This is a genomic window from Terribacillus aidingensis, assembly GCF_900215625.1.
Classification (GTDB): Bacteria; Bacillota; Bacilli; order Bacillales; family Amphibacillaceae; genus Terribacillus; species Terribacillus aidingensis.
The window spans coordinates 43,449-68,163 of record NZ_OBEK01000001.1; the positions used below are offsets into that span (position 1 = coordinate 43,449).

The window sequence follows — 24,715 nt, forward strand, 5'->3', positions numbered from 1 at the left end:
GAACATGACATACGATGCTGGACATTACGATGTCATCGTCATTGGTGCAGGACATGCTGGCTGTGAAGCTGGTATTGGTGCAGCAAAAATGGGTGCGAACACTCTAATGCTGTCTATGAACCTTGACATGACAGGATTCATGCCGTGTAATCCATCCGTCGGCGGCCCTGCAAAAGGTGTTGTCGTGCGTGAAATAGATGCACTTGGCGGCGTAATGGGAAAAGTAATAGATAAAACACACATTCAAATGCGCATGCTTAACACAGGAAAAGGTCCTGCTGTTCGAGCATTGCGTGCACAAGCGGATAAACCGCTGTATATTACAGAAATGAAAAAACAACTGGAAAGTCAGGAAAACCTGACATTGCGTCAAGGGATGGTAGAACGTCTGATTGTGGAAGACGGCGTCTGCAAAGGTGTGATCACCGAAACAAAAGCAGCTTACTACGCGAAAACAGTTGTTATTACAACAGGAACATTTATGCGCGGCCGCGTAATCATCGGCGATGTATCTTATGAGAGCGGTCCGAATAACCAGCGTGCATCGGTTACATTATCTGAGCACTTAGAAGAACTTGGTTTCGAAATGGTGCGCTTTAAAACAGGAACACCACCGCGTGTAAACAGCCGATCTATCGACTATTCCAAAACAGAGATTCAGCCAGGCGATGACGAGCCTTTGGCATTCTCATATGAAACGACAGAATTCATTACCGATCAGATTCCTTGCTGGCTGACGTATACAAATGAATTCACACACAATATTATTAACGAAAACCTAGGATTGTCGGCAATGTATTCCGGTATGATCAAAGGTACTGGTCCGCGTTACTGTCCATCCATCGAGGATAAAGTTGTACGTTTCAACGATAAACCGCGCCACCAAATCTTCTTGGAGCCTGAGGGACGCAATACAGAAGAAGTATATGTGCAAGGATTGTCGACTTCTTTACCTGAATATGTCCAAAAAGAGATGCTGCAAACTATCCCGGGATTGGAAAACGCAGAAATTATGCGTGCCGGCTACGCCATTGAGTATGATGCAATGGTACCAACGCAGCTTTGGCCAACATTGGAAACGAAAAAAATTGCTGGTCTTTATACAGCAGGTCAAATCAACGGTACGTCCGGCTACGAAGAAGCTTCTGGCCAAGGTATCATGGCTGGGATTAATGCTGCTGCAAAAGCACTTGGCAAAGATCCAGTTATCCTTGACCGTTCCCAAGCATACATCGGTGTCTTAATTGATGACTTGGTAACAAAAGGAACAAATGAACCTTACCGTTTGCTTACATCACGCGCTGAGTACCGCTTGCTGCTTCGTCATGACAATGCCGATATGCGCCTGACTGAACTAGGCCATCAAATTGGTACAATCAGTGATGAACGCTATGAGCGCTTCCAAGAGAAAAAACGCTTGATTGAAGAAGAGCGCAAACGTTTAGAAGGAATTATTATCAAAACAGAACCGCATGTGCTGGAACTGATGGAAGAAGCAGGATCTGTCATGAAAGAAGCTCAGCGCGCTTCAGATTTGTTAAAACGTCCAGAAATCAAGTACAGCTTGTTGGAAAAAATCGTGCCGGCTGATATAGAACTGCCTGCTGACGTAAAAGAGCAAGTTGAAATTCAAACGAAATATGAAGGATATATTGCAAAATCCATGCAGCAGGTAGATCGCATGAAACGCATGGAAAACAAAAAAATCCCAGACATCATCAATTATGATGACGTTAGCGGACTTGCCACTGAAGCACGTCAGAAGCTGCAAGAAGTTCGTCCGCTGTCTGTCGGTCAAGCTTCTCGTATTTCCGGTGTTAATCCAGCTGATGTGTCCATCCTGCTCGTTTATATCGAACAAGGTGGCCCTGCAAAAGCAGCAAACCAATAATCCGTCGAAAAGAGGTACAGGATGAACCAAACAGACTTTCTACAACAATTGGAACAGCAAGGAATCACGTTATCTGACCGGCAGAAACAGCAGTTAGAAGACTATTTTCATCTCTTAGTAGAGTGGAATGAAAAAATGAATTTAACTGCTATTACGGAGAAGGGCGAAGTGTATTTGAAACACTTCTATGACTCTATTTCTGCAGCTTTCTTCTTTGATTTTAAAGGGGATGAAAGTATTTGTGATGTAGGTGCCGGCGCTGGTTTCCCGAGTATTCCGCTAAAGATTATCTATCCAGACCTGAAGGTGACAATTGTCGATTCGCTGAAGAAACGAATTACTTTTCTTAATGAGCTAGCAACGAAGCTTGGATTAACAAATGTCGCTTTTTATCACGATCGAGCAGAAAATTTCGGGAAAAATGATAGCTTCCGGGAATCTTTTGATTTAGTAACAGCTCGAGCTGTGGCCAGGATGTCTGTCCTTAGTGAACTGTGTCTGCCGCTTTGCCAAACAAAGGGACATTTCATTGCAATGAAAGGGCCGAATATGGAAACAGAGCTGCAAGATGCTGAATCTGCTATCCAGCTGCTTGGCGGCGAATTGGTGGAAAGCTTCACATTTGATTTACCGGAAGAGGGCGGTGAGCGGAATATTGCTATCATCGCTAAGCGTCGAAAAACACCGAAGAAATACCCGCGAAAAGCTGGTGTTCCGAATCGTGAACCAATCGAATAAGGAAAAGAAAATTAGTAGATGAAGTACCATACAAGCTTACCATTCTCAACCAATCTATGCTAAAATAGTAGATAAGGAACTGGCTCGGCTTATGCAAGCGCAGCAGCTTCTAAAGAGAACTGCTGCGCCTTTTTATACGTGTTTCACGTGAAACATTTACTATTCCTTATGTACCTGCTTGCTAGATTAGGATTGTAAAAAAGGTGGTGTCTGAGGATGTTACACCCTTTCAGCCGTATTTTTGGGCTAGGTGATAAATCGGATTCAGCGGAAACGGAAAACGATGTGCAACAGGATGAAGTAATGAACCTGCCGGTACAGGACATTGTTCCGAACCAATACCAGCCAAGAACGGTTTTCCAGGAAGAGAAAATCAAAGAATTGGCCCAGACTATTCGCACACATGGTATTATTCAGCCAATTGTCGTGCGGAAAATCGCAGAGGGCGGATATGAGTTAATTGCTGGAGAACGACGCTGGCGTGCGGTAACGTCGCTGGAGTGGGAAACTGTGCCTGCCATCATCCGTGAGATGTCAGATACAGAAACGGCATCTGTAGCACTGATTGAGAACTTACAGCGAGAAGAATTGACAGTTATTGAAGAAGCTCTTGCTTATGAGCGTCTGTTGGAACTGCATTCTTTAACACAGGAAGCATTGGCACAGCGGCTTGGAAAAAGCCAATCAACAATCGCTAATAAAATGCGATTGTTGAAATTGCCTGATGCGGTGCAAACAGCTTTGCTGGAGAAGAAGATCACAGAGCGGCATGCTCGCGCACTCATTGTATTAAAAGATGCAGAGAAGCAGGAAATCATACTGCAGGAGATCATTGAAAAAGAACTGAATGTAAAAGAAACAGAGGCACGTATCGCCCGCATGGTCAACGCACCGCCGAAAAAGAAACGGCCGAAAATGAAGGGTGTCAACAAAGATATGCGCATCGCTATGAACACAATACGTCAGTCGCTGTCTATGGTTTCCGATACAGGTATCAATTTGGAGACAGAGGAAGAAGACTTGGACGATTACTATCAAATAACAATTAAGATACCGAAAAAATCTTAACTATATGTACGCCTTCATAGAATCCCATCTTGCTGCAAGATGGGATTTTATATAGGAAAAGTGAGCAACTTTTTTAAAACTATGAATTTATCCGTTGGTTTAGGTGGAAAAGTGATAAAATAAACGTATTGAGTTTGAGGTAGGTGACACCATTGGGCAAAGTAATCGCAATAGCAAATCAAAAGGGCGGTGTTGGGAAAACAACTTCCAGCGTCAATTTGAGTGCTTGCCTGGCTTTTTTAGGTAATAAAGTATTGCTTGTAGATATTGATCCGCAAGGGAATGCTACTAGCGGTGTTGGTGTAAACAAAGCAGATGTTGAAAATTGTGTGTATAATGTCCTTGTTGAAGATTTAGAAGCAGAGAAAGTTCTTGTACCGACTGCAGTTGATCATTTGGATGTTATACCAGCAACGATTCAGCTTGCAGGCGCCGAGATTGAGCTAGTGCCGACAATATCAAGAGAAGTTCGTCTGAAAAAAGCAATTGATAGTGTGAAAGATAACTATGATTATGTCATTATCGATTGTCCGCCTTCCTTAGGTTTGCTGACATTGAATGCATTGACAGCAGCCGATACAGTCCTCATACCAGTCCAATGCGAGTATTATGCATTGGAAGGGCTTAGTCAATTATTGAATACAATTCGTCTCGTACAAAAGCATTTGAACAAACACCTGATGATAGAAGGTGTCCTGTTGACTATGCTGGATGCACGTACAAACTTAGGGCTTCAAGTCATTGAAGAAGTTAAGAAATATTTTCAAGATAAAGTATATCAGTCTATTATTCCAAGAAACGTAAGACTAGGGGAAGCACCTAGTCATGGTCAGCCGATCATTATTTACGATCCAAAGTCACGTGGAGCAGAGGTTTATTTAGACTTAGCAAAGGAAGTGATGGCGCATGGCCAAAGGGTTGGGGAAAGGTCTTAATGCTTTCTTTCCGGAATTAGAAATGAAGGAAGAAGATCAAATTCAGGAAATCGCAATCAGTGATTGCCGAGCAAATCCGTATCAGCCGCGCAAAGTCTTTGCTGCCGAAGCCATTGAAGAACTAAAGCAATCCATACAAGAATACGGTATTCTGCAGCCGCTTATTGTGCGTAAGAGTATTAAAGGTTATGAGATTGTAGCTGGTGAAAGAAGATTTCGTGCTGCTAAAGCAGCAGGAATGAAAAAAGTTCCGGCAATCATTAAATCATTGGATGATGAAAAGATGATGGAGCTTGCCCTTTTGGAAAATCTTCAACGGGAAGATCTTACACCAATTGAGGAAGCACAAGCTTATTTCAATCTAATGAATGAATTGGATATTACACAAGAGACTTTAGCAAAGCGATTAGGGAAAAGCCGTTCTCATATTGCTAACCTTGTTCGTCTGCTATCGCTGCCTCCTTCTATTAGTGATTTAATCAATCAGGGAGAGTTATCCATGGGGCACGGACGGGCTATGTTAGGGCTTAAAGATAAGAACAAACTGCAGCCGTTAGTAGAAAAAATAAGAACAGAATCATTGAATGTTCGGCAGGTAGAACAACTGATTATGAAGCTGAACAATAATGTACCTGAAACAGACAAGAAGAAACCAGTAAAGGATATCTTCCTTGTTCAGACCGAATCACAGCTGCGTAATCAATTTGGGACAGATGTGACGATTCATCGCGGTAAGCGGAAAGGTAAAATTGAAATCCAATTCTTTTCCGATGAAGACTTAGAACGGATTTTAAACGTACTGAATAGATAAAAGCCAAGAGAAAAAGCAACTTCTCTTGGCTTTTTTGTATGTTTCACGTGAAACATATCAGTTTTCGGCAGCAGTTTTGTCGGGAGATAGGATAGGTACTTGTCTTTGGTCAACAGCTAATAGTAAGGCATTAATCTTATAAGCAAGCTGCATAACGAGATGCAGACGTGTGTTTTGCAATACAAAATATTCCATGTCGCCACTGGCATTCACGATGCCGGTAATTTGTGCATCTCCAACAGCTGGAAGGTTCTTTTTTAAGGCAGCCCCTGGACGCAGCGGGGTAGGGGAAACAATAATGGACCCTATTGATGTAGTTCTGCCTAAACAAGCGTCAATTGCAATAATAAAAGCATTTGGATGTCTTTTTTCTATTAGCTGCAGACGTTCCACAAGATTAACAGCATGAACAGGAGATTCCAATGTGCCGTACACATGAAGTCTGTTCAGCGGTTTTTCTGTCAGGAAGGAACCGATAATTGGTCCTAATGCATCTCCAGTTGATCGATCTGTCCCAATGCAAAGAACAACTATCTCACGTTCATCAGGAATCCATGAGCTGATTGTTTCATAAGCTTTACTCATAAGAAGGGGATCTTGATAGTCGCAGCGGAACTCCTTTTTTTTCGTAAATATTCTTTTCAGGCTCATAGCTTATCCTCCATACACATATTGGTAATAGTATATAGCTTTTCTGCTTTTTCTATACGTGGTCAGTTAAAAATTGGAGGGACTGTGATGTGGGCTGCAGGTCTAAAATGGATGTTTCTAATATTGGCAACTTTAATCGGTGCAGGATACGCTTCTGGAAGAGAAATCTGGCAATTCTTCGGTTTTGGAAGCGGACTAGCTATTGTCATCTTTACAATCCTGTTTACGTTGTGCAGTCAAGTGATTCTGCATATCAGTTATAAGGAAAAAAGTATGCACTACATCCCAGTGCTGGAGCGACTGATCGGTAAGAGATTAGCTGCAGTATATGATGTTTTAATTGTGTTTTATTTGTTTACCGTGACAGTAGTGATGATTGCTGCTGGAGGAGCCACAGGCACCATGTATCAAATTCCGAATTGGCTTGGTATCTTATTTATTGCTGTGATGATTATTTTAATCTTCACCACGAATGTAAAAGGCGTTGTATCGCTGAACAGCTATATCCTGCCGCTTTTAGTCGGGGGGCTTATTCTAGTGCTAATCATCTATACAAAACATGAACAAATTAACTTGCTTCATGATTGGCGCGTACAAACAAATTGGCGAGCTGCTTTCCCGTTTACTGCATTAAATATTCTGCCCGTCGTCGCTATCATTGGCGCAATTGGCAACCAGATGAAGACTAAAGGAGAGTTATGGATTGCGAGTATTGGCAGCGGGCTGATTATAGGTGCACTTACGTACTTGTATAATAATGATTTGATGCATATCAGCCATGCAATTCCTCATTATGACATCCCTTTGTTTTATATCTTGAAAAACTACCCTTCTCTTGTGTTTATTGCCATTAGTATTGTCTTGTGGTTAGCCATCTACACATCTGCTGTATCTGGGATATTAGGTATCGTATCGCGTTTTCAGAAAAAGTTTAGAGGACCATTGTGGATTCAGGCTGCTATTCTCGTATTCATAATGCTGCCATTGACACAGCTTGGCTTCGCAGACTTGATAGCTTTTATGTACCCATTATTCGGTTTCGCTAATCTTTACCTGCTTTCTGCTATCCTCGTATATCCAATACTAAATTATTACAAAATGAAATAGAATTTTGATACTATAAAAAGAAAACATTACTATTGAGGAGAAACAGATCATGAATGTAGAGGAGCAGTGGACAACCATATATGACTATTTGACAAGTGCCGAGCTCTGGACAACCATCGGATTAGCAGCCTTTAAGATTATAATGATTATCGTATTATCCATGATTGTCGTACGGGTAGGTAACAATATTGTTGATAGAACATTTCATAATTCAATTCGTGAAAAAGCAAAAATTAAGTCTCCAATTGTATCGGAGCGGCGAGAAAATACATTGAGAAAGCTCATACAAAATGTTCTTACTTATGTTGTGTATTTCACTGCTGTCGTCATGGTGCTGTCTCAATTAGGTTTGAATATCGGTGCCTTAATAGCAAGTGCAGGAGTTGCTGGCCTCGCGATTGGCTTTGGAGCGCAGAACTTAGTAAAGGATGTTATCAGCGGGTTCTTTATTATATTCGAAAATCAATTTTCCGTAGGCGATAATGTCCAGACAGCAGGTGTGCGCGGCGATGTAGAGGAGATAGGATTGCGTACTTGTAAGATTCGAAATTGGACAGGAGAACTGCATATTATCCCGAACGGCAATATTACACAAGTGACCAATTTCTCTGTGCATAATAGTTTGGCTGTACTGGACATCAATGTTCCATATGAAGCAGATTTACATGTTGCGGAAGAAGTCATTATGCAGGTGTTACTGGAAATGCCCGCTGATTTTCCGGAAATCCAATCAACACCAGAATTACTTGGAGTGGAGACACTATCTACTTCTCATATTGTCATGCGTGCAATAATTGAAACGCTGCCAATGGAACACTTCGGAGTGGCGAGGGAAGCTAGGAATCGCATTAAAACAAGACTGTTACAGCGAAATATTAGTATTCCGGCGCCAAGATTGGTCATGTATAATAAACAAGAAGCAGCAGATCTTATGGCAGAAAGTGCAATGAGGGGGGAAGCTCATGAGTGATAAGGTCTATCAGTTAAATGATATCGTACAAATGAAAAAAACTCATCCATGCGGGGAGAACCGCTGGAAGATTATCCGTCTTGGAATGGACATCCGAATTAAGTGTGAGGGCTGCGGTCACAGCGTGCTTGTTCCTCGGAGGAAATTTGAGACAAAGCTAAAAAAAGTTCTAGAACGTGCAGAAGAAGAAACGACAAACTAGTACAAGTTTCACGTGAAACAGAAAGCCTGTCCAATTCGGTAGTGGACAGGCTTTCTGTTTTTTTAGTTAAAATCTATTTTCTTGTATGTAAATGGTTTAATAAGGCTAAAAATGCGTAGATATTTTTGCTGTTTCAGGCAGAATAGTGTACTCTAGAATTACGTATGTTTACTTGGACAAAGCAACGGCTGTCTGGCATGCTGAACACAAGTCAGTTACCGGTGCTGCCCCATCTTCCCTAACTCTGGGCGGAGTGTTCAGTAAACAGATTTATCATGACCAGTTGTCCGATCAAAGCTGGTCAGCACACTTAAGGAGTGGAAGATTACATGGCTTTAACAGCAGGTATTGTCGGATTACCAAACGTTGGTAAATCCACATTGTTTAATGCAATCACACAGGCGGGGGCCGAATCAGCCAATTATCCGTTTTGTACGATTGACCCAAACGTCGGCATTGTAGAAGTTCCAGATTCACGTTTAAATAAATTGACAGAGCTTGTCAAACCGAAAAAAACGATCCCAACAGCTTTCGAGTTTACAGATATCGCGGGTATCGTAAAAGGGGCAAGTAAGGGCGAGGGCTTAGGCAACCAATTCCTATCCCATATCCGTCAAGTAGATGCAATTGTTCATGTAGTGCGTTGTTTTGATGACGAAAATATCACACATGTATCCGGAAAAGTGGATCCAATTGATGATATCGAAACAATTAACTTGGAATTGATTTTCGCTGACCTTGATTCTGTTAACAAACGTCTTCAGCGTGTAGAGAAACTTGCGCGTCAAAAAGATAAAGAAGCAGTAGCAGAGCAGGAAGTTCTATCTAAAGTGAAAGATGCTTTGGAAAATGAACAGCCAGCACGTGCGCTTGAATTCACGGATGAACAACAAAGAATCGTGAAGGGACTGCATTTGCTTACAAGCAAGCCAGTTCTTTATGCAGCAAATGTGAGTGAAGAGGAAGTAGCCGATCCATCTGCCAATGAAAACGTGGCAAAAGTACAGGAGTTTGCTTCCAATGAAGGAGCACAAGTAATTGTAGTTTGTGCCAAGATTGAATCAGAAATTGCTGAGCTTGAAGGAGAGGAAAAAGAAATGTTCCTCGAAGAGCTAGGTATTCCTGAGTCAGGCTTAGATCAGCTGATTAAGGCATCTTACAGCTTGCTTGGTTTAGCAACTTACTTTACTGCTGGTGAACAGGAAGTAAGAGCTTGGACATTCCCTACAGGAATCAAAGCGCCGCAAGCAGCAGGTATCATTCACAGCGACTTTGAGAAGGGCTTCATTCGCGCGGAAACAGTTTCCTACGATGACCTGGTTGATGGCGGATCTATGAGCGTTGCAAAAGAACGCGGGAAAGTTCGGTTGGAAGGTAAAGACTATTTGGTGAAGGATGGAGATGTTATGCATTTCCGTTTTAACGTATAAGGCCGGTTCCTCATCTGCAAATATACGAATAAGCTTGCTTAACGACAATAATATTGCTATAATTTATTATTGTGAGTAATTACGTATTTAAGATTACTCCTTGCTCTTATGAAAGATAAGGGCCGTTAAGTCCAAAAGGAGGTGCAAACGGATGAGAGATTACGAAATCATGTACATCGTCCGCCCAGATATCGAGGAAGAAGCGAAAACTGCTCTAGTTGAGCGTTTCAACGGAATCCTAACTGATAACGGCGCGGAAATCGTGAAAGTTGACGAGAAAGGCAAGAAACGTCTTGCTTACGAAATCAACGATTACCGTGATGGCTACTATTACGTCATTAATCTAAAAGGCAATGAAGCCGCTATTAATGAATTCGACCGTCAAGCGAAATTCTCTGATGATATTATTCGTCAGATGGCATTTCGTCTAGACGAGCAATAAGGAGGGGTTCTGATGTTAAATCGTGTCGTACTTGTCGGCAGATTAACCAAGGATCCGGACCTGCGTTATACACCAAATGGAGTGGCAGTTGCCAACTTTACCTTAGCAGTAAACCGACCTTTCTCTAATCAGTCAGGCGAACGTGAGGCAGATTTCATTAACTGTGTTGTATGGAGACGCCCAGCTGAAAATCTGGCGAATTTCATGAGCAAAGGAAGTCTGGTTGGCGTAGATGGCCGTGTTCAAACGAGAAGTTTCGATAACCAGGAAGGCAATCGTGTCTTTGTAACGGAAATCGTTGCAGACAGCGTGCAATTCCTTGAATCGAAAGGTGCTTCTCAAGGAGGCGGACAAGGTTCTTCTGGATACCAAAATCAGAACTCGAACTTTAATAACAACAATAATAATTTCAATAGCAATAACAATAATTTCAATCAGAATCAGAATCAGAATAACAGCAATCAGGATCCTTTCCGTGATAAAGGTGAACCGATCGATATTTCTGATGATGATTTACCATTTTAATATAAGGGAGGCAAACAAACATGGCAGCACGTCGTGGTCGCGCTAAGCGCAGAAAAGTGTGTTATTTCACTTCAAATGGCATCACTTACATCGATTACAAAGACGTTGATTTGCTAAGACGTTTCATTTCTGAGCGTGGAAAAATTCTTCCTCGCCGTGTAACTGGAACTTCTGCAAAATACCAGCGTAAATTGACTATCGCAATTAAACGTTCTCGTCAAATGGCTCTATTGCCATATGTGAGCGAGTAATAAAAGGAGCATCATCCATTCGGGTGATGCTTTTTTTGTATATAAATTTTAATAGATAATCTATAAAATTTAACCCCATCCAATGGGTTTTTTTTATGGTTAGTTTTCAGAAAATAATTAATTTGGCATTATAAGGCCTATATAAACAAGATGCTTGAATCTCACAGCAAAACTTCTATAATGGAAAAAGTTGATTCTTATTCTGACAGAAGGAAAGGGGCATCTATATGGCTGCTACTACACAACCAATCGAAAAACACGTGCAAGTGAAAAACCGTATTCCGTTAATTATTGTCTTAATGCTGGGGAACTTCATCGCACTAATAAACGAAACAGTTATGAATGTCGCATTGCCCAATATAGAAGAAACCCTGGGGATTCCAACGACAACAGCACATTGGTTATCTACAGGGTATATGCTGACGATCGGTATTCTTATTCCGATTAGTGCTTATTTGATGCAGCGTTTTACGACACGGCAATTGCTGCTGACTGCACTGTCGTTTTTCTTTATTGGAACACTGATTGCCGGTTTCGCTCCTAACTTTACTGTTTTGCTGATCGGACGTGTTATCCAGGCTTCTGGTTCTGGGATTATCATCCCGCTTGTAACAACTGTCATCATTACGATTACACCGTTAGCTAAGCGTGGTTCCATGTTAGGCTTGCTGATGGTTGTCATCTTATTTGCGCCTGCTATCGGGCCTGTATTTTCCGGAATGGTAGTGGAACAAGCTTCCTGGCGCTATGTTTTTATTAGCGTATTGCCATTGACACTTATTTTGCTTGGGTTTGCAGCGTATTATGTTCGTAATGTGCTCGAGACAAAGCGTACAAAGATCGATATAGTATCGGTAGTTTTAGCTGTTATCGGTTTTGGTTCTATTGTAATTGGATTCAGCAGTGCCAGTGAACAAGGCTGGACAAGTCCAATTGTGCTTGGAGCGCTACTAGTTGGTATGCTTGCGATTGCTTATTTTGCTTATCGTCAGTTCCATTTGGAAACACCAATGTTAGATTTACGACCATATAAAAACAAAAACTTCTTGATGGCCATACTTGTGACAATTACCGTGATGATGTGCTTCTTTGCCGCGATGATTCTCTTGCCAGTATTCATGCAGGATGCATTAGGAATCAGTGCCTTTGACTCTGGCATTGTCTTGTTTCCAGGAGGAATCATGATTGCCATTATGGCCTTGCTTACGGGCCGGCTTTCAGATCGGTTCGGGCCAAAACCATTTGCGATTACAGGTACAGTGCTTCTTGTGGCGATGATTGGTTTAATGACGACAATATCTACTGATACGACGAAGCTGCAGTTCACCTTGTTATATGTTGGCTTTACATTTGCAATTGGTCTCATCTTGACGCCGATGACAACTTTAGGGCTCAATCAGCTGACGGAAGAGCTTTATTCTCATGGCAGTGCCTCTCTGAATGCATTTAATCAAATTTCAGGAGCAATTGGTCCTGCACTGTTTATCACATTGATGAGCAGCGGAAGCCAAGCGGTATCCAATGAAAATGCCAATCAGGCAATGACAGCTGGTTTTCAGTTTGCCTTCACAATTGCAGGGGCATTCGCAGTAGCTGCTGTTGTGTTCGTTCTATTCGTCAAACAATCCAAGCCTGCACACCATTACCAATATGAATGAGAAATAGCGAGTTCCTGCTAAGGAGCTCGCTATTTTTGCAGTTGTTGTACAATTTTAGAAAGATCATCATGAATAACAATATCGAAAAGATGATCCATTACAGTAGGTTCTCGATTTATTAGAATAGATGGCTTACCAATGGAGCTGGCGTAATCAGGAAGCAGATTAAATGGGCTGACAAGCAGGGATGTGCCTAGTACAAGCACTAATTCACTCTGCTGGATAACACGTTCTGCTTGATGATGCGCTGTAATGGGATCGCCAAATAAGACGACGTCTGGTTTTACTATATGCTGGCAATTTTGACAGACGGGTACATCATCTTGTAATAAGTAATCTAATTCATAGGATTGACCGCAGTTTTGACAGGTAGCACTGTTTAACGTGCCGTGGTATTCAATAACTTGCTCATTACCTGCCAGTGTGTGTAAGCCATCGACATTCTGCGTAATGATGCTAATTTGTTTCCCACCCGTTTCCAGCTGTTTGAGATAGCGATGCACATGATTAGGGCCATAGTCTTTCAGCAGTTTGACACGAAAGATATCTTTATATTTCTTCCAAAAATCTTCAGGATCTTTATGAAAATAATGATTAGATATATAATATTCCCGCGCTTCATCAGCTGTCCAAAGACCATTTGTGGAACGAAAATCGGGAATACCGCTGGCGGTAGATACACCAGCTCCAGTCAGAATCGCGATCGACGAGGCTGCGGCAATTTTTCGGGCTGCTGCTTCTGTTTGCATGATGGATCCTCCAACTTTTTTTTATTTTTTCCAGTATAGCAAAAAAACGATAAGGAAGCAGAATGCAGCAAAATCCGAACAATCACATTTGGTAAAATTGTTTGAAAACGTATTGACATCAGCTGTGTGTCTGCTATGATAAATAAAAAATTGAACCAAACACCAACTATGTTGATGAAGACCATATCTTTGTCCAGTGATTATCCAAGAGAGCTAGTGGATGGTGGAAACTAGCATAATCCGGCAAAGGGCAGCACTTCGGAATAGGCAGGCTGAATGAAGTAGGTTTGTCCGGTATATGCCCGTTACGCATAGCTTCAATGAAGGCTGTTCTGTGCAATGACACAGACGGTGAAAAAGGGTGGCACCGCGTGAGTAGATTCAAGCTTTTCGCCCCTTACAAACAGGTAAGGGAGCGGAAGGCTTTTCTTATTGGCTTTTTTACCTGTGAAGAAATCTCACAAACCAAGGAGGAAAAGAAACTATGTTACCAGATCAGCTTTTATTACGTATTCCAGGACCATCACCAATACCGCCGAGTGTGCAGCGGGCAATGAGTCAGCCTATGATTGGTCACCGCGGTGCGGAAACAACTGCATTGCTCCAGCGCATTAAGCCAAGGTTAAAGCCTGTTTTCGGAACCGAACAAGATGTCTTGTTAGTTACAGGCAGCGGGACTGCCGGCTTGGAGGCGGCCGTAGCCAATACGGCGAAGCCTGGTGATGAAGTTTTGGTTGTGGTAGTTGGTGCTTTTGGGGATCGTTTCGTCAAAATAGCGAAAGCTTATCAGCTGCATATTCACCATTTAGACGTCGCATGGGGAGAAGCAGCAAAACCGGAAGATATTAAAGCAGTATTGCAAAAACATCCGGAAATTAGCTCTGTCTTTGTTACCTATTGTGAGACTTCTACAGGTGTACTGAACCCAATTAAAGAGATTGCCGAAGCAGTTCACGAAGTTTCTGATGCATTGGTTATCGTAGATGGCGTTTCCTGTGTAGCAGGTGTTGAAACAGAATTTGATGCATGGGGAATTGATATTCTCGTTACAGGTACACAAAAGGCGTTCATGCTGCCTGGCGGAATGTTTTTTGCAGTGGTAAGTGAACGGGCATGGCAAGTAATTGAATCCAATACACAGCCGCGTTTTTACCTGGATCTGACAAAATATCGTGATGGTATTGCAAAAGACAGCACACCGTTCACGCCTGCTTTATCTATCCTGTTTGGATTGGAGCAAGTTCTGACACTGTTAGAAGAAGAAGGGCTGGAGCAAGTGTATGCACGACATCGTTTAATGCGGGATATGACAAGAGCTGCCTTCCGAGCGTTGGATATACCGCTGCTGGTAGAAGATGCATATGCTTCGCCGACAGTAACGGCAATTAAACCCGTAGATTTTGATGCTGAACAGCTGCGTAAGCAAGTGAAGCAGGAGTTCAATCTAGCGTTTGCAGGTGGGCAGCAGCATATGAAGGGAGAAATCTTCCGAATCGGACATATGGGATATTGCTCTCCGGCAGATGTACTGCAAGTAATTAGTGCAGTGGAAATCGGACTTATGCAAATCGGGAAGCAAATAAAGCTAGGAGCAGGTACACAGGCCGCCCAGCAAATTTATCTGGAGCAAGGAGCGAATAATTAATGACATACAATGTGCTGATTAGTGATCCGTTAAGCGAAGAGGGAATGGCACCATTAACACTAGCTGATGACTTCCATGTGACTGTTGACACAGGATTAGCAGAAGCGGAGCTAATCGAGAAAATCGGAAACTTCCACGCACTGCTTGTCCGCAGTCAGACGACTGTTACACGAGCGATTATGGAAGCAGCTCCGAATTTAAAAGTAATCGGACGCGCTGGAGTCGGTGTGGACAACATTGATTTGGAAGCAGCAACGGAACTCGGCATCGTGGTTGTCAACGCTCCTGACGGAAACACAAACTCCGCTGCAGAACATACTGTTGCCATGATGATGTCTCTTGCTCGTAATATTCCGCAAGCTTTTCTTGCTTTGAAACAGGAACGGTGGGAGCGCAAACAGCATATCGGCGTAGAATTAAAGGGGAAGACACTTGGTATCGTTGGAATGGGACGAATCGGAGCGGAGGTTGCTTATCGGGCCAAAGGACAGCGAATGGATGTTATTGCATATGATCCATTTTTAACAAAAGATCGTGCAGACAAGATGGGCATTGCTTATGGAACACTGGACGAGGTATTTGCAGCTAGTGATTTCCTTACAGTTCATACACCATTACTGAAAGAAACACGGCATATGATCTCTGCAGATGCTTTTGGCAAGATGAAGGATGGCGTGCAAATTATGAACTGTGCCAGAGGCGGTATTATTGATGAGGATGCTTTATATGAAGCAATTATCAGCGGCAAGGTGGCAGGAGCAGCATTGGATGTATTTGAAGAGGAGCCAGCCGTTCATCATAAATTGCTGGAGCTGCCGCAAGTAATTGCAACCCCGCACTTAGGAGCCAGCACGGTGGAAGCACAGGAGAACGTTGCAATTGACGTGAGCAAGGATGTGATGCAGATACTTCGCGGCGGACAAGCCATTCACCCTGTCAATTTCTCCTCCGTTTCACCTGAATTAATGCGGAAAATCCAGCCATACTTTGATTTGGCTGAAAAGCTCGGTGCATTCCTTGCACGGACGATGCCGGATGCCATTGAAGAAGTTACAGTATATTATGCAGGGGAACTAGCTGACAAAGAGGTTGCGCCGTTAACTCGGAATACGGTGAAAGGTCTGCTGCAGCGTTATTTAGGAAGTGTAAATGATGTCAACGCGGCACATTTGGCTAAGAAGCGCGGCATTACAATCAATGAACAAAAAACATCTACCACAAGAGGCTTCACCAGTCTGGTAACAGTAGAAGCGAAATCAGCTTCCGTCACCCATAAAGTGGCTGGCACCCTGGTAAATGGACTAGGAGCAAGGATTGTAAAGGTTGATAACTATTATGTAGATGTTACACCCGCGGGGCACATGCTGCTCGTACGGCATAAAGACCAGCCGGGAGCTATCGGCCGTGTAGGAACATTGCTTGCCAAGTACTCGGTTAATATTGCAACCATGCAAGTAGGGCGGTCAAATGAAGGCGGCGATGCTATCATGATGCTTACTGTCGATAAAGAACCACAAGCAGAAGAAGTACAAGAATTGAAGCAGCTGGCAGATATTTTTGATGTAACAGCTATTACAATATAAAAAGAAGCGGGCAGATTATTCTGCTCGCTTCTTCGCTTTTAACGCATAAAATATTGGCAGTCCGATAACTGCTATTCCAATAGATAACAGACAGCTTAGGAAGTCTGTGAACAATGTACTGATCAAGACAAACAAAGAGCCGGCGATTGCAGCTATTGGAATAAAAGGATAGAGTGGTACGCTGTAAGCACGTTCTTTACCTTTATGTCGTTTTCGTAAGATGAAAACAGCATAAAAAGCCAAAACATAAAATAGATAAATGGTAAAAATACTGATTTCTGATAGTTTATCTGGATTGCTTACCAGCATAAAAATAATAGACAATACAAGCTGCAAAACAACTGCAACCCAAGGTGTTTGGAATGTAGGGTGCACTTTTTTCAGCAAATTAGAAAATGGCAGTTGTCCACGCTCTGCCATTGCAAATGGAATCCGTGGAAAGGTAAGAATTTTACCATTCAAACAACCGAAGATGCTCACAATAATCCCCAAACTGACGATAATTTCACCAGTATCACCAAGTACAAGTTTCGCAGCGGTGCTCGCGGCATTGGTGTTTAAGCTGACAATCTCAGCAGCTGGTAAAATATAGAGCATAGCTGCGTTGATTAGCAGGTAACATGCTGTAACAATTAAGATACCGCCAATCATTGCTTTAGGCAGTGTTTTCTCAGGATCTTTCATTTCCCCGCCCATAGATGCGAGCATGATCCAGCCATCATAAGCAAACAAAGTTGCTAAAATAGCAGCGCCAAAGTTTATCTCAGAGAGTGCCTCCGGGACAGCACTAAAGAAATCTGCGTCACCTTTCCAAAAACCGAAGATGACAATAAGAATAATAGGGAGCAGTTTCCCAATCGTTGTGACCAGTTGTACAATACCGCCAAATTTTGTACCAATTATATTTATGACACAAAGAAATACGACACTGGCAATGCCGACACCAGCTGTCCATGCTGAACTCCAGCCGAACAAGTTAACCATTAGTGTCCCAAAATAAAGACCTAGTGCAGCGATGATTGCTGGTCCATACAAGATGGTCTGCACCCATCCGCAAAGAAAGCCCCATATTTCGCCGTATGTTTCCTCAAGATAGGCGTACAAACCGCCAGTTTTCGGAATTTGAACACCAACTTCGGCAATTGTCAAACCGCCAGCAAGCGTTAAAAGTCCGCCAATCAGCCAGGCAAGCATGGCAATTTCAGCGCTGCCAGCATAACTTAGGACGGGACCAGGTTTCATAAATACACCAGAACCAATAATCGTACCTACTACAATAGATAAACCTAGAAAAAGTCCGATGTCTTTCTTTAATGCTGCGTTTTCTGGTTGATTCATGTTGTCACTCCTTTTTCTGTCCTTACTGCATGCATGAAGATATGTAGTTCATTATAGGAAATACAGCTATAAATAGAAACTAGAAAAAGTATTCTGACATGTAAAGGCTTCTAACATAGAAAAGGAGCTTGCAGTAGCTGCAGCTCCATCTAATAAATTGCCCGTACTTATACCGTTTTTTCAGCCAAGCGGTACAGCTTGGCGCTGTCTTTTTTCGAATGTTTGAATTTCCGTGTAGCCAACTTTTTTGGCAAGCTGTATGGCTTCTGAATACGCATAACCAACATGTTTAGGTGCGTGTGCATCTGAATTAATTACAATACCAACACCCGCATCAAAGCATTTTTGCAGCAAAAGCGGATCAGGATATATTTCGCCGACCGGCTTTCGCAAGCCAGCAGTGCTGATTTCAATGCATGTATCGTTTTCCGCAAGTGCTTGAACAACCCGATCATATTCACCTTCTACAAATGCTTGGTCTTCTGGTTTGTAGCCAAAAATCTTAATTAAGTCAATATGGCCGACAAAGCTGAAGAGTTTTGATTCAGCTAACGTTATGATTTGATCATAATAGTCGCGGTATGCTTGCTTCAAATCTCTTTTTTCATATTCCTCTTTGTAAATATCAAGATCAATTCCCCATTCGCGAATCCAGTGAACAGATCCTATCACGTAATCAAATGGATGCTGATCTAGAAATTCTGCCATTTCTGCTTCTTTACCAGGTGTATAATCCATTTCAATGCCCATTTTCACTGGAAGTTTTAGTTTTTTAATATCTTCGAAGAAGGCTAGATAATCTTGGAAGTGCAGTGTCCGCCGGTTCTCAACCCAAGGATTGGATAAGATTTTATTTGTTTCCTGGAAGAAATACGCATGCTCAGAAATTCCGAATTCCTCAATTCCCTTACTGCGTGCCGATGCAAGGTACTCGTGAATATATTCCAATGAGAAAGTGCCTGTTTCTGCCATATGTACATGATAATCTGTCAGCAATATGTTCCACTCCTATCAACTAAGTTAAAAATATTTTGACATATTATATGAGATGTTCCAAGTAGAGATTTGTAAGGTAATCTTTAAAATGGGGAAATGAAAAAGCTCTGCCTTTTCAGGAGAGCTTCAAGAAGAAAAAATATTATAGAATAGAGTTCAAGTAGCCACCGACACTGCTCAGTAGTAATGTTGCTGCAAGAATCATATTAAAGCGACTGTTTTTCATGATATTCCTACCCTTTCTGTTGATTTATATTCGTTAGTTTTATCTTACCCGCTTTGTTGTTGTTGTAACCTCTGATCTTATTAATATCATAGCACCCAGCCGGCTTGTATTTCTTCTCAATCGTGTATAAAAAATGTGGAAAAAATGTGGAATGAAAAAATCGGCAGCATGCTTGTCGCGATGCCGCCGATTTTAGAATCGTCTCATTTGTAACTAATGAGGTGTAAAGTATTCAATGTAAATCTAATGTAAGGTTGTCTACTTATTATAAAGTCTTGTTTTAAAAAAATAAACAGTTATTTTTCATTTTACAAAGGCGATGAAGAATGTGTTTTGACTGATTTGCTGCTGACTGCCGGACTGGGGGGACAATTCATATAAGAAGTTCAATTGAATGCTTTCGTTTGACGCACTCTATTTCCTACGAATCATTTGTTTGCATACTTTCTTTCGGGTATAATTGGTGGGTAGCATTTTTTCAGATGAGAGGGCTGTTTTGCGCACCTTCATCTCTTTCAAGCGAACGCAAGCACAGCCTAAGCAGCTGTGCTTTTTCTACACTTGCTTCATTACATATTCAAATGGGGTGTCACGATTCATGAAAAACGGTCGACAACTGACGGAAGGAGCTATGCTGGGGGCAATTTACCTTGTACTGCTGCTGATTGCTATATATGTTCCTTTCATTAAGATTTTTGCCTATTTTGCTTTGCCAGTACCAATTATTTTGTATTGGCTTCGGCATGGAATCAAGTCAGGTTTCACTTTTTCTGCAGCAATTCTGCTGTTATCAATCATAGCGAGTCCGGCGGGTATACTGACTACTCTAACCATAGCAATTGGAGCCTCCATGACGGGGTATGCGTTGCATCGTAAACAAACAACTTATGAAGCATTGCTAAAGGGAACAGCGGGTTATGCGCTTGGCGTGACAATCTTCTGGGTGTTAACGCAAGCAATAACTGGGATTAATATTATTGAAACAGCACAGACCAGCATGCAAGCAACAATGCAAGAGGTACGCACCCAAATGAATGATTTAGGCGTTGCGACTCCTGAGGAACGCTGGGGGCAAGTGACCGAAATGATTGATTATATCTTCGTTCTTGTTCCAACCTTGATTGCAATTTATTCTCTCTTGTATGCGTTTGTAACGCAATGGCTGGCGCAAAAGGTTCATAACCGGCAGCAGAAGGAAAAGATCTTGTATCCGCCATTTCGCCGTTTTAACTTGCCTGTTATTGTGCTGTTTATTTACTTTATTGGATCTTTTGCTCGTTGGTTCAATATAGACCCGAACGGCGGCTTGTATCCATTTGTAGTGAACATCACTGAGTTTGCAGGAATATTGCTTATCATCCAAGGATTTGCGTTTATGTTTTATTTTGCTTATGAGCGGAAACTAGCAAAGGTATTTCCGATTTTAACTGTTATATTCTCTATTCTTTTAGGGCCTATCCTGCTGTATCTCGTACGGGTTTTGGGTATAATTGATATAGGATTCAGGCTTCGGGAACGGCTGAGCAGCAAGAAATAGCATGGTCGCGGAATTTAGGTTTAGGAGCTGACATATATGCCAGAGATATTTAAGAAACCAACATTGAGTAAGCATTTAATCGTGACATATGCGCTTGCTGTCGTCCTGCTTGTTTGTGTGTGGTTTTATGAATGGAAGCTTGGACTGCCATTGACAGTACTCCTGGCTCTTTCTTTCTTTTACAGCATTGTGACGGAGCAGCGGATGCAAGACAAAACAGAGGAGTATATCTCCACCATGTCTCACCGTGTGAAAAAGGTCGGTGAGGAAGCGCTGTTGGAAATGCCAATCGGTATTGTGCTTTACAGTGAAAACTACCAGATTGAGTGGACGACACCGTATATGAACAGATTTGCAGAGGATACACTTGTAGGTGTGCCGCTGGATGATTTGTCAGAAGCGCTAATCCCGGCAATTAAAGATGAGAAAAACGAGGTATGGATTACACTAGACGATTATGACTTCTTGACCGTCATTAAGAAGGAAGAACGGCTGTTATACCTGTTTGACCGAACGAAGCAGCTCGAGATACAAAACTTATATAACGAAGAGCAAACAGTCTTAGCTATTATCTTTTTAGATAACTACGAAGAGATGACACAGAATTTAGATGATACAGCAAAGAGTCAAATAAATTCCCGTGTCACGGCGCAGCTGAATGAATGGTCGCGCCAAAAAGGATTGTATCTGAAGCGTACCTCACAAGAACGTTTCCTTGCGGTATTGAATCATCGCATCTTAAGGGATTTGGAGAAAGGTAAATTTGAGATCCTAGATGAGATCCGAGGATTGATTACGGATCAGAATATCCCCATTACACTGAGCATTGGTGTGGGGGCAGGCGGGCAGTCATTGCCTGAGCTTGGGGAGCTTGCACAGTCCAGCTTAGACCTTGCACTTGGCAGAGGCGGTGACCAGGTTGCTATTAAAGGAGAAGGCGGTAAAGTACGCTTCTACGGCGGTAAAACAAATCCGATGGAGAAGCGGACACGAGTAAGAGCTCGCGTTATTTCGCACGCATTAAAGGAACTGGTTAAACAGAGTGAACAAGTACTCATCATGGGACATAAAGCGCCTGATATGGATTCAATCGGAGCTGCTATCGGTATTTTGAAGATTGCCGAAGCAAATGATACGGTTGGACATATTGTCTTGGATAAGCAAGATATTCATACTGGTGTTTCTAAGCTGACGACTGCTATTCAAGCGGATGAGGAACTTTGGGAGCAATTCATTAGTCCGGAAGAAGCATTGGATCGAGTGACAAAGAACACGCTTGTTGTTGTTGTAGATACACATAAGCCTGTACTGGTGGCAGAAGAGAAACTGCTTAGCAAGTCAGAACATGTAGTCGTTATTGATCACCATCGCCGGGCAGAAGAATTTATTGAAAAGCCGACGCTTGTTTATATGGAACCGTATGCTTCTTCAACAGCGGAGCTTGTGACCGAACTATTGGACTACCAGCCTAAGAAGCTGCGACTTTCCACACTAGAAGCAAGTGCCCTGCTTGCAGGAATTATCGTTGATACGAAAAGCTTTACACTTCGCACAGGTTCGCGTACATTTGACGCTGCCTCCAATCTTCGTTCGAAGGGTGCAGATACAGTCTTGGTGCAGCGCTTTATGAAAGAAGATTTGGATACGTATGTGAAGCGGGCACATTTGATAGAACATACAGAGATTTACCGGGAAGGTATTGCCATTTCGACAGCAGAACCAGGGCAAGTATTTGGACCGGTTGTGATTGCTCAAGCCGCAGACACACTGCTGACAATGGATGGCGTCAGTGCCAGCTTTGTCATTTCAGAACGTGAAGACGGCCGAATTGGTATTAGTGCCAGATCACTTGGACAAGTGAATGTACAGGTAATCATGGAAAAAATGAATGGCGGCGGTCACCTGACCAATGCTGCCACACAGATTGCTGACAAGACCGTGCAGGAAGCGAAAGCAGAACTGCAGCGGATTGTTGAAGAATATGTTGAAGGGAGAAATGAAGAATGAAAGTAATTTTCACGGAAGATGTAAAAGGCAAAGGAAAAAAAGGACAAGTAAAAGAAGTGCCAGATGGTTACGCACGCAATTACTTGCTTAAAAATAACTTGGCTGCACCTGCAACAAAAGGGAACGTAAAAGTCCAGGAAGCAAAAGAAAATAAACAGCAGCAGCTGGAACAGCAAGAAGTAGAAGATGCGAAGAAGTTAAGTGAGAAGTTGGCAGGCCTTACTGTGGAAGTTAAAGCAAAATCCGGAGAAGGCGGTCGTTTGTTCGGATCCATTACGAGCAAGCAGATTGCAGATGAGCTGAAAAAAACACACAAAATCAAGATTGATAAACGGAAAATCGAATTAGATGATCCGATCCGTGCGCTTGGTTACCGCGATTTGGATGTCAAACTTCACCCAGAAGTAACCGGCAAAATTAAAGTTCATATTAGCGAGCAATAATAATTTTTCCAGCAAAATACCAATAGCTTTTCATCCCCCTTTTGACACAAAAGGGGGATATTTCGGTACAATGAAAGCAGTATGCCAGAAATGGGGGAATCATGATGGAAGAAGTCTGGAATGACCGGACCCCTCCACATAATATAGAAGCAGAGCAAGCAGTGATTGGCGCAATTTTCTTAGAACCGGAAGCACTATCCAGAGCTTCCGAACAGTTAATTGCTGATGATTTCTACCGAGCCAGCCACCAGCGCATTTTCGATGCAATGATGCGCTTGTCTGACAGAGGAGAACCAGTTGATTTGGTAACTGTCACCACTGCACTTGCAAATGCAAAACTGTTGGAGGAGGTCGGCGGTGTATCGTATCTCAGTGATCTAGCAAATGCCGTTCCGACAGCAGCAAATATTGAATATTACAGTAAAATTGTTGCTGAGAAAGCCTTATTGCGACGTTTAATCCGCTCTGCTACAGATATTGTGACTTCAAGCTACGCGAAAGAAGACGAAGTAGAAGATGTCCTGAATGAAGCGGAAAAAACAATTATGGAAGTTTCCGGACGTAAAAATTCCGGCGCTTTTCAAAATATTAAAGATGTCTTAATCGATGTGTATGATAATATCGAAAAACTGCACCATCAAAGTGCATCTGTAACAGGAATTCCGACAGGTTACCGGGATTTGGACAAGATGACATCTGGATTCCAACGCAATGATTTAATTATTATTGCTGCTCGTCCGTCGGTTGGTAAGACAGCCTTTGCTTTGAATATTGCACAAAATGTGTCCATTCATGCAGGAGAGAATGTGGCAATCTTCAGCTTAGAGATGGGAGCAGAACAGCTTGTCTCCCGTATGCTTTGTGCCGAAGGAAATATTGACGCACAGCGGTTGCGAACAGGTAGCTTGCAGGAAGAAGACTGGGCTAAGCTCACCATGGCGATGGGGAGCTTATCCAATGCAGGTGTTTATATTGACGATACTCCTGGTATTCGTGTAAGTGATATTCGGTCAAAGTGCCGCCGTCTAAAGCAGGAAGGCGGCATCGGGATGATACTGATCGATTACTTGCAGCTCATTATGGGATCCAGCTCAGGGAAAGGCGAAAACCGTCAGCAGGAAGTATCGGAAATATCCCGTTCCTTGAAAGCTTTGGCACGTGAACTGGAAGTGCCGGTTATCGCACTATCTCAGCTTTCCCGTGGTGTAGAGCAGCGTCAAGATAAGCGTCCAATGATGTCCGATTTGCGTGAATCCGGAAGTATTGAGCAGGATGCTGATATTGTTGGCTTCCTATACCGAGATGATTATTACGACAAAGAATCCGAGAAACAGAACATCATCGAAATTATTCTTGCTAAGCAGCGTAACGGTCCAGTTGGAACAGTTGAGCTGGCATTCGTAAAAGAATACAATAAATTCGTGGATTTGGATCACCGATATTCGGAAAGTGATATACCGCCTGCATAATATCAACACCCTATCAGATGATAGGGTGTTTTTTAACGAACAA

At 42.5% G+C, this 24,715-nt stretch carries 23 protein-coding genes; 19 read left to right on the top strand and 4 right to left on the bottom strand.

What is annotated here, in order from left to right; translation table 11 throughout:
- Nucleotides 1–4 precede the first annotated feature (4 nt).
- The 5 genes from mnmG (at nucleotide 5) to CRO17_RS00250 (ending at nucleotide 5,443) form a co-directional block, all read left to right on the top strand.
- Nucleotides 5–1,891: a tRNA uridine-5-carboxymethylaminomethyl(34) synthesis enzyme MnmG gene (gene mnmG, locus CRO17_RS00230; RefSeq protein WP_097038146.1), complete on the top strand. Its 1,887-nt coding sequence runs from the start codon at nucleotides 5–7 to the stop codon at nucleotides 1,889–1,891.
- Between the two features lie 21 nt (nucleotides 1,892–1,912).
- Nucleotides 1,913–2,629 (top strand): 16S rRNA (guanine(527)-N(7))-methyltransferase RsmG, encoded by a 717-nt coding sequence (gene rsmG, locus CRO17_RS00235; protein WP_097038148.1) that lies wholly within the window; start codon nucleotides 1,913–1,915, stop codon nucleotides 2,627–2,629.
- Between the two features lie 216 nt (nucleotides 2,630–2,845).
- On the top strand, nucleotides 2,846–3,697 hold the full coding sequence (gene noc, locus CRO17_RS00240) for a nucleoid occlusion protein (protein ID WP_097038150.1): 852 nt from the start codon (nucleotides 2,846–2,848) through the stop codon (nucleotides 3,695–3,697).
- 152 nt (nucleotides 3,698–3,849) lie between these two features.
- Nucleotides 3,850–4,632, top strand: a complete 783-nt coding sequence (locus CRO17_RS00245; protein WP_097038152.1) for a ParA family protein — start codon at nucleotides 3,850–3,852, stop codon at nucleotides 4,630–4,632.
- Nucleotides 4,604–5,443: a ParB/RepB/Spo0J family partition protein gene (locus CRO17_RS00250; RefSeq protein WP_097038154.1), complete on the top strand. Its 840-nt coding sequence runs from the start codon at nucleotides 4,604–4,606 to the stop codon at nucleotides 5,441–5,443. Before CRO17_RS00245 ends, CRO17_RS00250 begins: the two co-directional genes overlap by 29 nt.
- 57 nt (nucleotides 5,444–5,500) lie before the next feature.
- Here CRO17_RS00250 and yyaC read toward each other — a convergent pair whose 3' ends face one another.
- Nucleotides 5,501–6,094 carry a spore protease YyaC gene (yyaC, locus tag CRO17_RS00255; protein WP_097038156.1) on the bottom strand — a complete coding sequence of 198 codons (594 nt, stop codon included), beginning with the start codon at nucleotides 6,092–6,094 and terminating at the stop codon, nucleotides 5,501–5,503.
- A gap of 87 nt (nucleotides 6,095–6,181) precedes the next feature.
- On the opposite strand from yyaC, the gene CRO17_RS00260 reads away from it, so the two are divergent.
- The 8 genes from CRO17_RS00260 to CRO17_RS00295 all read left to right on the top strand — a co-directional run bounded on the left by CRO17_RS00260 (nucleotide 6,182) and on the right by CRO17_RS00295 (nucleotide 12,679).
- The gene (locus CRO17_RS00260) at nucleotides 6,182–7,201 is read left to right on the top strand and encodes a YkvI family membrane protein (protein WP_097038158.1); all 1,020 of its coding nucleotides are present in this window, start codon (nucleotides 6,182–6,184) and stop codon (nucleotides 7,199–7,201) included.
- 49 nt (nucleotides 7,202–7,250) lie between these two features.
- Entirely contained in the window at nucleotides 7,251–8,171 is a 921-nt protein-coding gene (locus CRO17_RS00265; RefSeq protein ID WP_097038160.1) for a mechanosensitive ion channel family protein, read from the top strand.
- On the top strand, nucleotides 8,164–8,373 hold the full coding sequence (locus CRO17_RS00270) for a DUF951 domain-containing protein (RefSeq protein ID WP_097038162.1): 210 nt from the start codon (nucleotides 8,164–8,166) through the stop codon (nucleotides 8,371–8,373). The genes CRO17_RS00265 and CRO17_RS00270 overlap by 8 nt, the downstream gene beginning before the upstream one ends.
- Nucleotides 8,374–8,702: 329 nt before the next feature.
- A complete protein-coding gene (gene ychF / locus CRO17_RS00275; RefSeq protein ID WP_097038164.1) occupies nucleotides 8,703–9,803 on the top strand; it encodes a redox-regulated ATPase YchF in 1,101 nt (366 codons plus the stop codon).
- 151 nt (nucleotides 9,804–9,954) lie between these two features.
- On the top strand, nucleotides 9,955–10,245 hold the full coding sequence (gene rpsF, locus CRO17_RS00280; protein ID WP_077306007.1) for a 30S ribosomal protein S6: 291 nt from the start codon (nucleotides 9,955–9,957) through the stop codon (nucleotides 10,243–10,245).
- A gap of 12 nt (nucleotides 10,246–10,257) precedes the next feature.
- On the top strand, nucleotides 10,258–10,770 hold the full coding sequence (gene ssb / locus CRO17_RS00285; RefSeq protein ID WP_097038166.1) for a single-stranded DNA-binding protein: 513 nt from the start codon (nucleotides 10,258–10,260) through the stop codon (nucleotides 10,768–10,770).
- A gap of 20 nt (nucleotides 10,771–10,790) precedes the next feature.
- A complete protein-coding gene (rpsR, locus tag CRO17_RS00290; RefSeq protein WP_077306011.1) occupies nucleotides 10,791–11,021 on the top strand; it encodes a 30S ribosomal protein S18 in 231 nt (76 codons plus the stop codon).
- A gap of 227 nt (nucleotides 11,022–11,248) precedes the next feature.
- Entirely contained in the window at nucleotides 11,249–12,679 is a 1,431-nt protein-coding gene (locus tag CRO17_RS00295; protein ID WP_097038168.1) for an MDR family MFS transporter, read from the top strand.
- Nucleotides 12,680–12,708: 29 nt separating this feature from the next.
- Here CRO17_RS00295 and CRO17_RS00300 read toward each other — a convergent pair whose 3' ends face one another.
- Nucleotides 12,709–13,428, bottom strand: coding sequence for an NAD-dependent protein deacylase (locus tag CRO17_RS00300; RefSeq protein ID WP_097038170.1), 720 nt, complete (start codon nucleotides 13,426–13,428; stop codon nucleotides 12,709–12,711).
- Nucleotides 13,429–13,912: 484 nt separating this feature from the next.
- Here CRO17_RS00300 and CRO17_RS00305 point away from each other — a divergent pair, with 484 nt between their 5' ends.
- A complete protein-coding gene (locus CRO17_RS00305; protein WP_097038172.1) occupies nucleotides 13,913–15,073 on the top strand; it encodes a pyridoxal-phosphate-dependent aminotransferase family protein in 1,161 nt (386 codons plus the stop codon).
- Nucleotides 15,073–16,656, top strand: coding sequence for a phosphoglycerate dehydrogenase (gene serA, locus CRO17_RS00310; RefSeq protein ID WP_097038175.1), 1,584 nt, complete (start codon nucleotides 15,073–15,075; stop codon nucleotides 16,654–16,656). The genes CRO17_RS00305 and serA overlap by 1 nt, the downstream gene beginning before the upstream one ends.
- Nucleotides 16,657–16,671: 15 nt before the next feature.
- On the opposite strand, the gene CRO17_RS00315 is transcribed toward serA, so the two are convergent.
- Together CRO17_RS00315 and CRO17_RS00320 are read right to left on the bottom strand one after the other, a co-directional pair.
- Entirely contained in the window at nucleotides 16,672–17,994 is a 1,323-nt protein-coding gene (locus CRO17_RS00315; RefSeq protein WP_097038177.1) for an APC family permease, read from the bottom strand.
- A 180-nt stretch (nucleotides 17,995–18,174) separates the two neighbouring features.
- A complete protein-coding gene (locus CRO17_RS00320; RefSeq protein WP_097038180.1) occupies nucleotides 18,175–18,990 on the bottom strand; it encodes a histidinol-phosphatase HisJ family protein in 816 nt (271 codons plus the stop codon).
- Between the two features lie 824 nt (nucleotides 18,991–19,814).
- Here CRO17_RS00320 and CRO17_RS00325 point away from each other — a divergent pair.
- From CRO17_RS00325 to dnaB, 4 genes are all read left to right on the top strand, one after another.
- Complete coding sequence (locus tag CRO17_RS00325) at nucleotides 19,815–20,753, top strand: YybS family protein (RefSeq protein ID WP_097038182.1); 939 nt, start codon at nucleotides 19,815–19,817, stop codon at nucleotides 20,751–20,753.
- Nucleotides 20,754–20,789: 36 nt separating this feature from the next.
- A complete protein-coding gene (locus CRO17_RS00330; RefSeq protein ID WP_097038183.1) occupies nucleotides 20,790–22,760 on the top strand; it encodes a DHH family phosphoesterase in 1,971 nt (656 codons plus the stop codon).
- A complete protein-coding gene (rplI, locus tag CRO17_RS00335) occupies nucleotides 22,757–23,203 on the top strand; it encodes a 50S ribosomal protein L9 (RefSeq protein ID WP_097038185.1) in 447 nt (148 codons plus the stop codon). The genes CRO17_RS00330 and rplI overlap by 4 nt, the downstream gene beginning before the upstream one ends.
- Nucleotides 23,204–23,307: 104 nt before the next feature.
- Complete coding sequence (dnaB, locus tag CRO17_RS00340; RefSeq protein WP_097038187.1) at nucleotides 23,308–24,672, top strand: replicative DNA helicase; 1,365 nt, start codon at nucleotides 23,308–23,310, stop codon at nucleotides 24,670–24,672.
- Nucleotides 24,673–24,715: the final 43 nt, after the last annotated feature.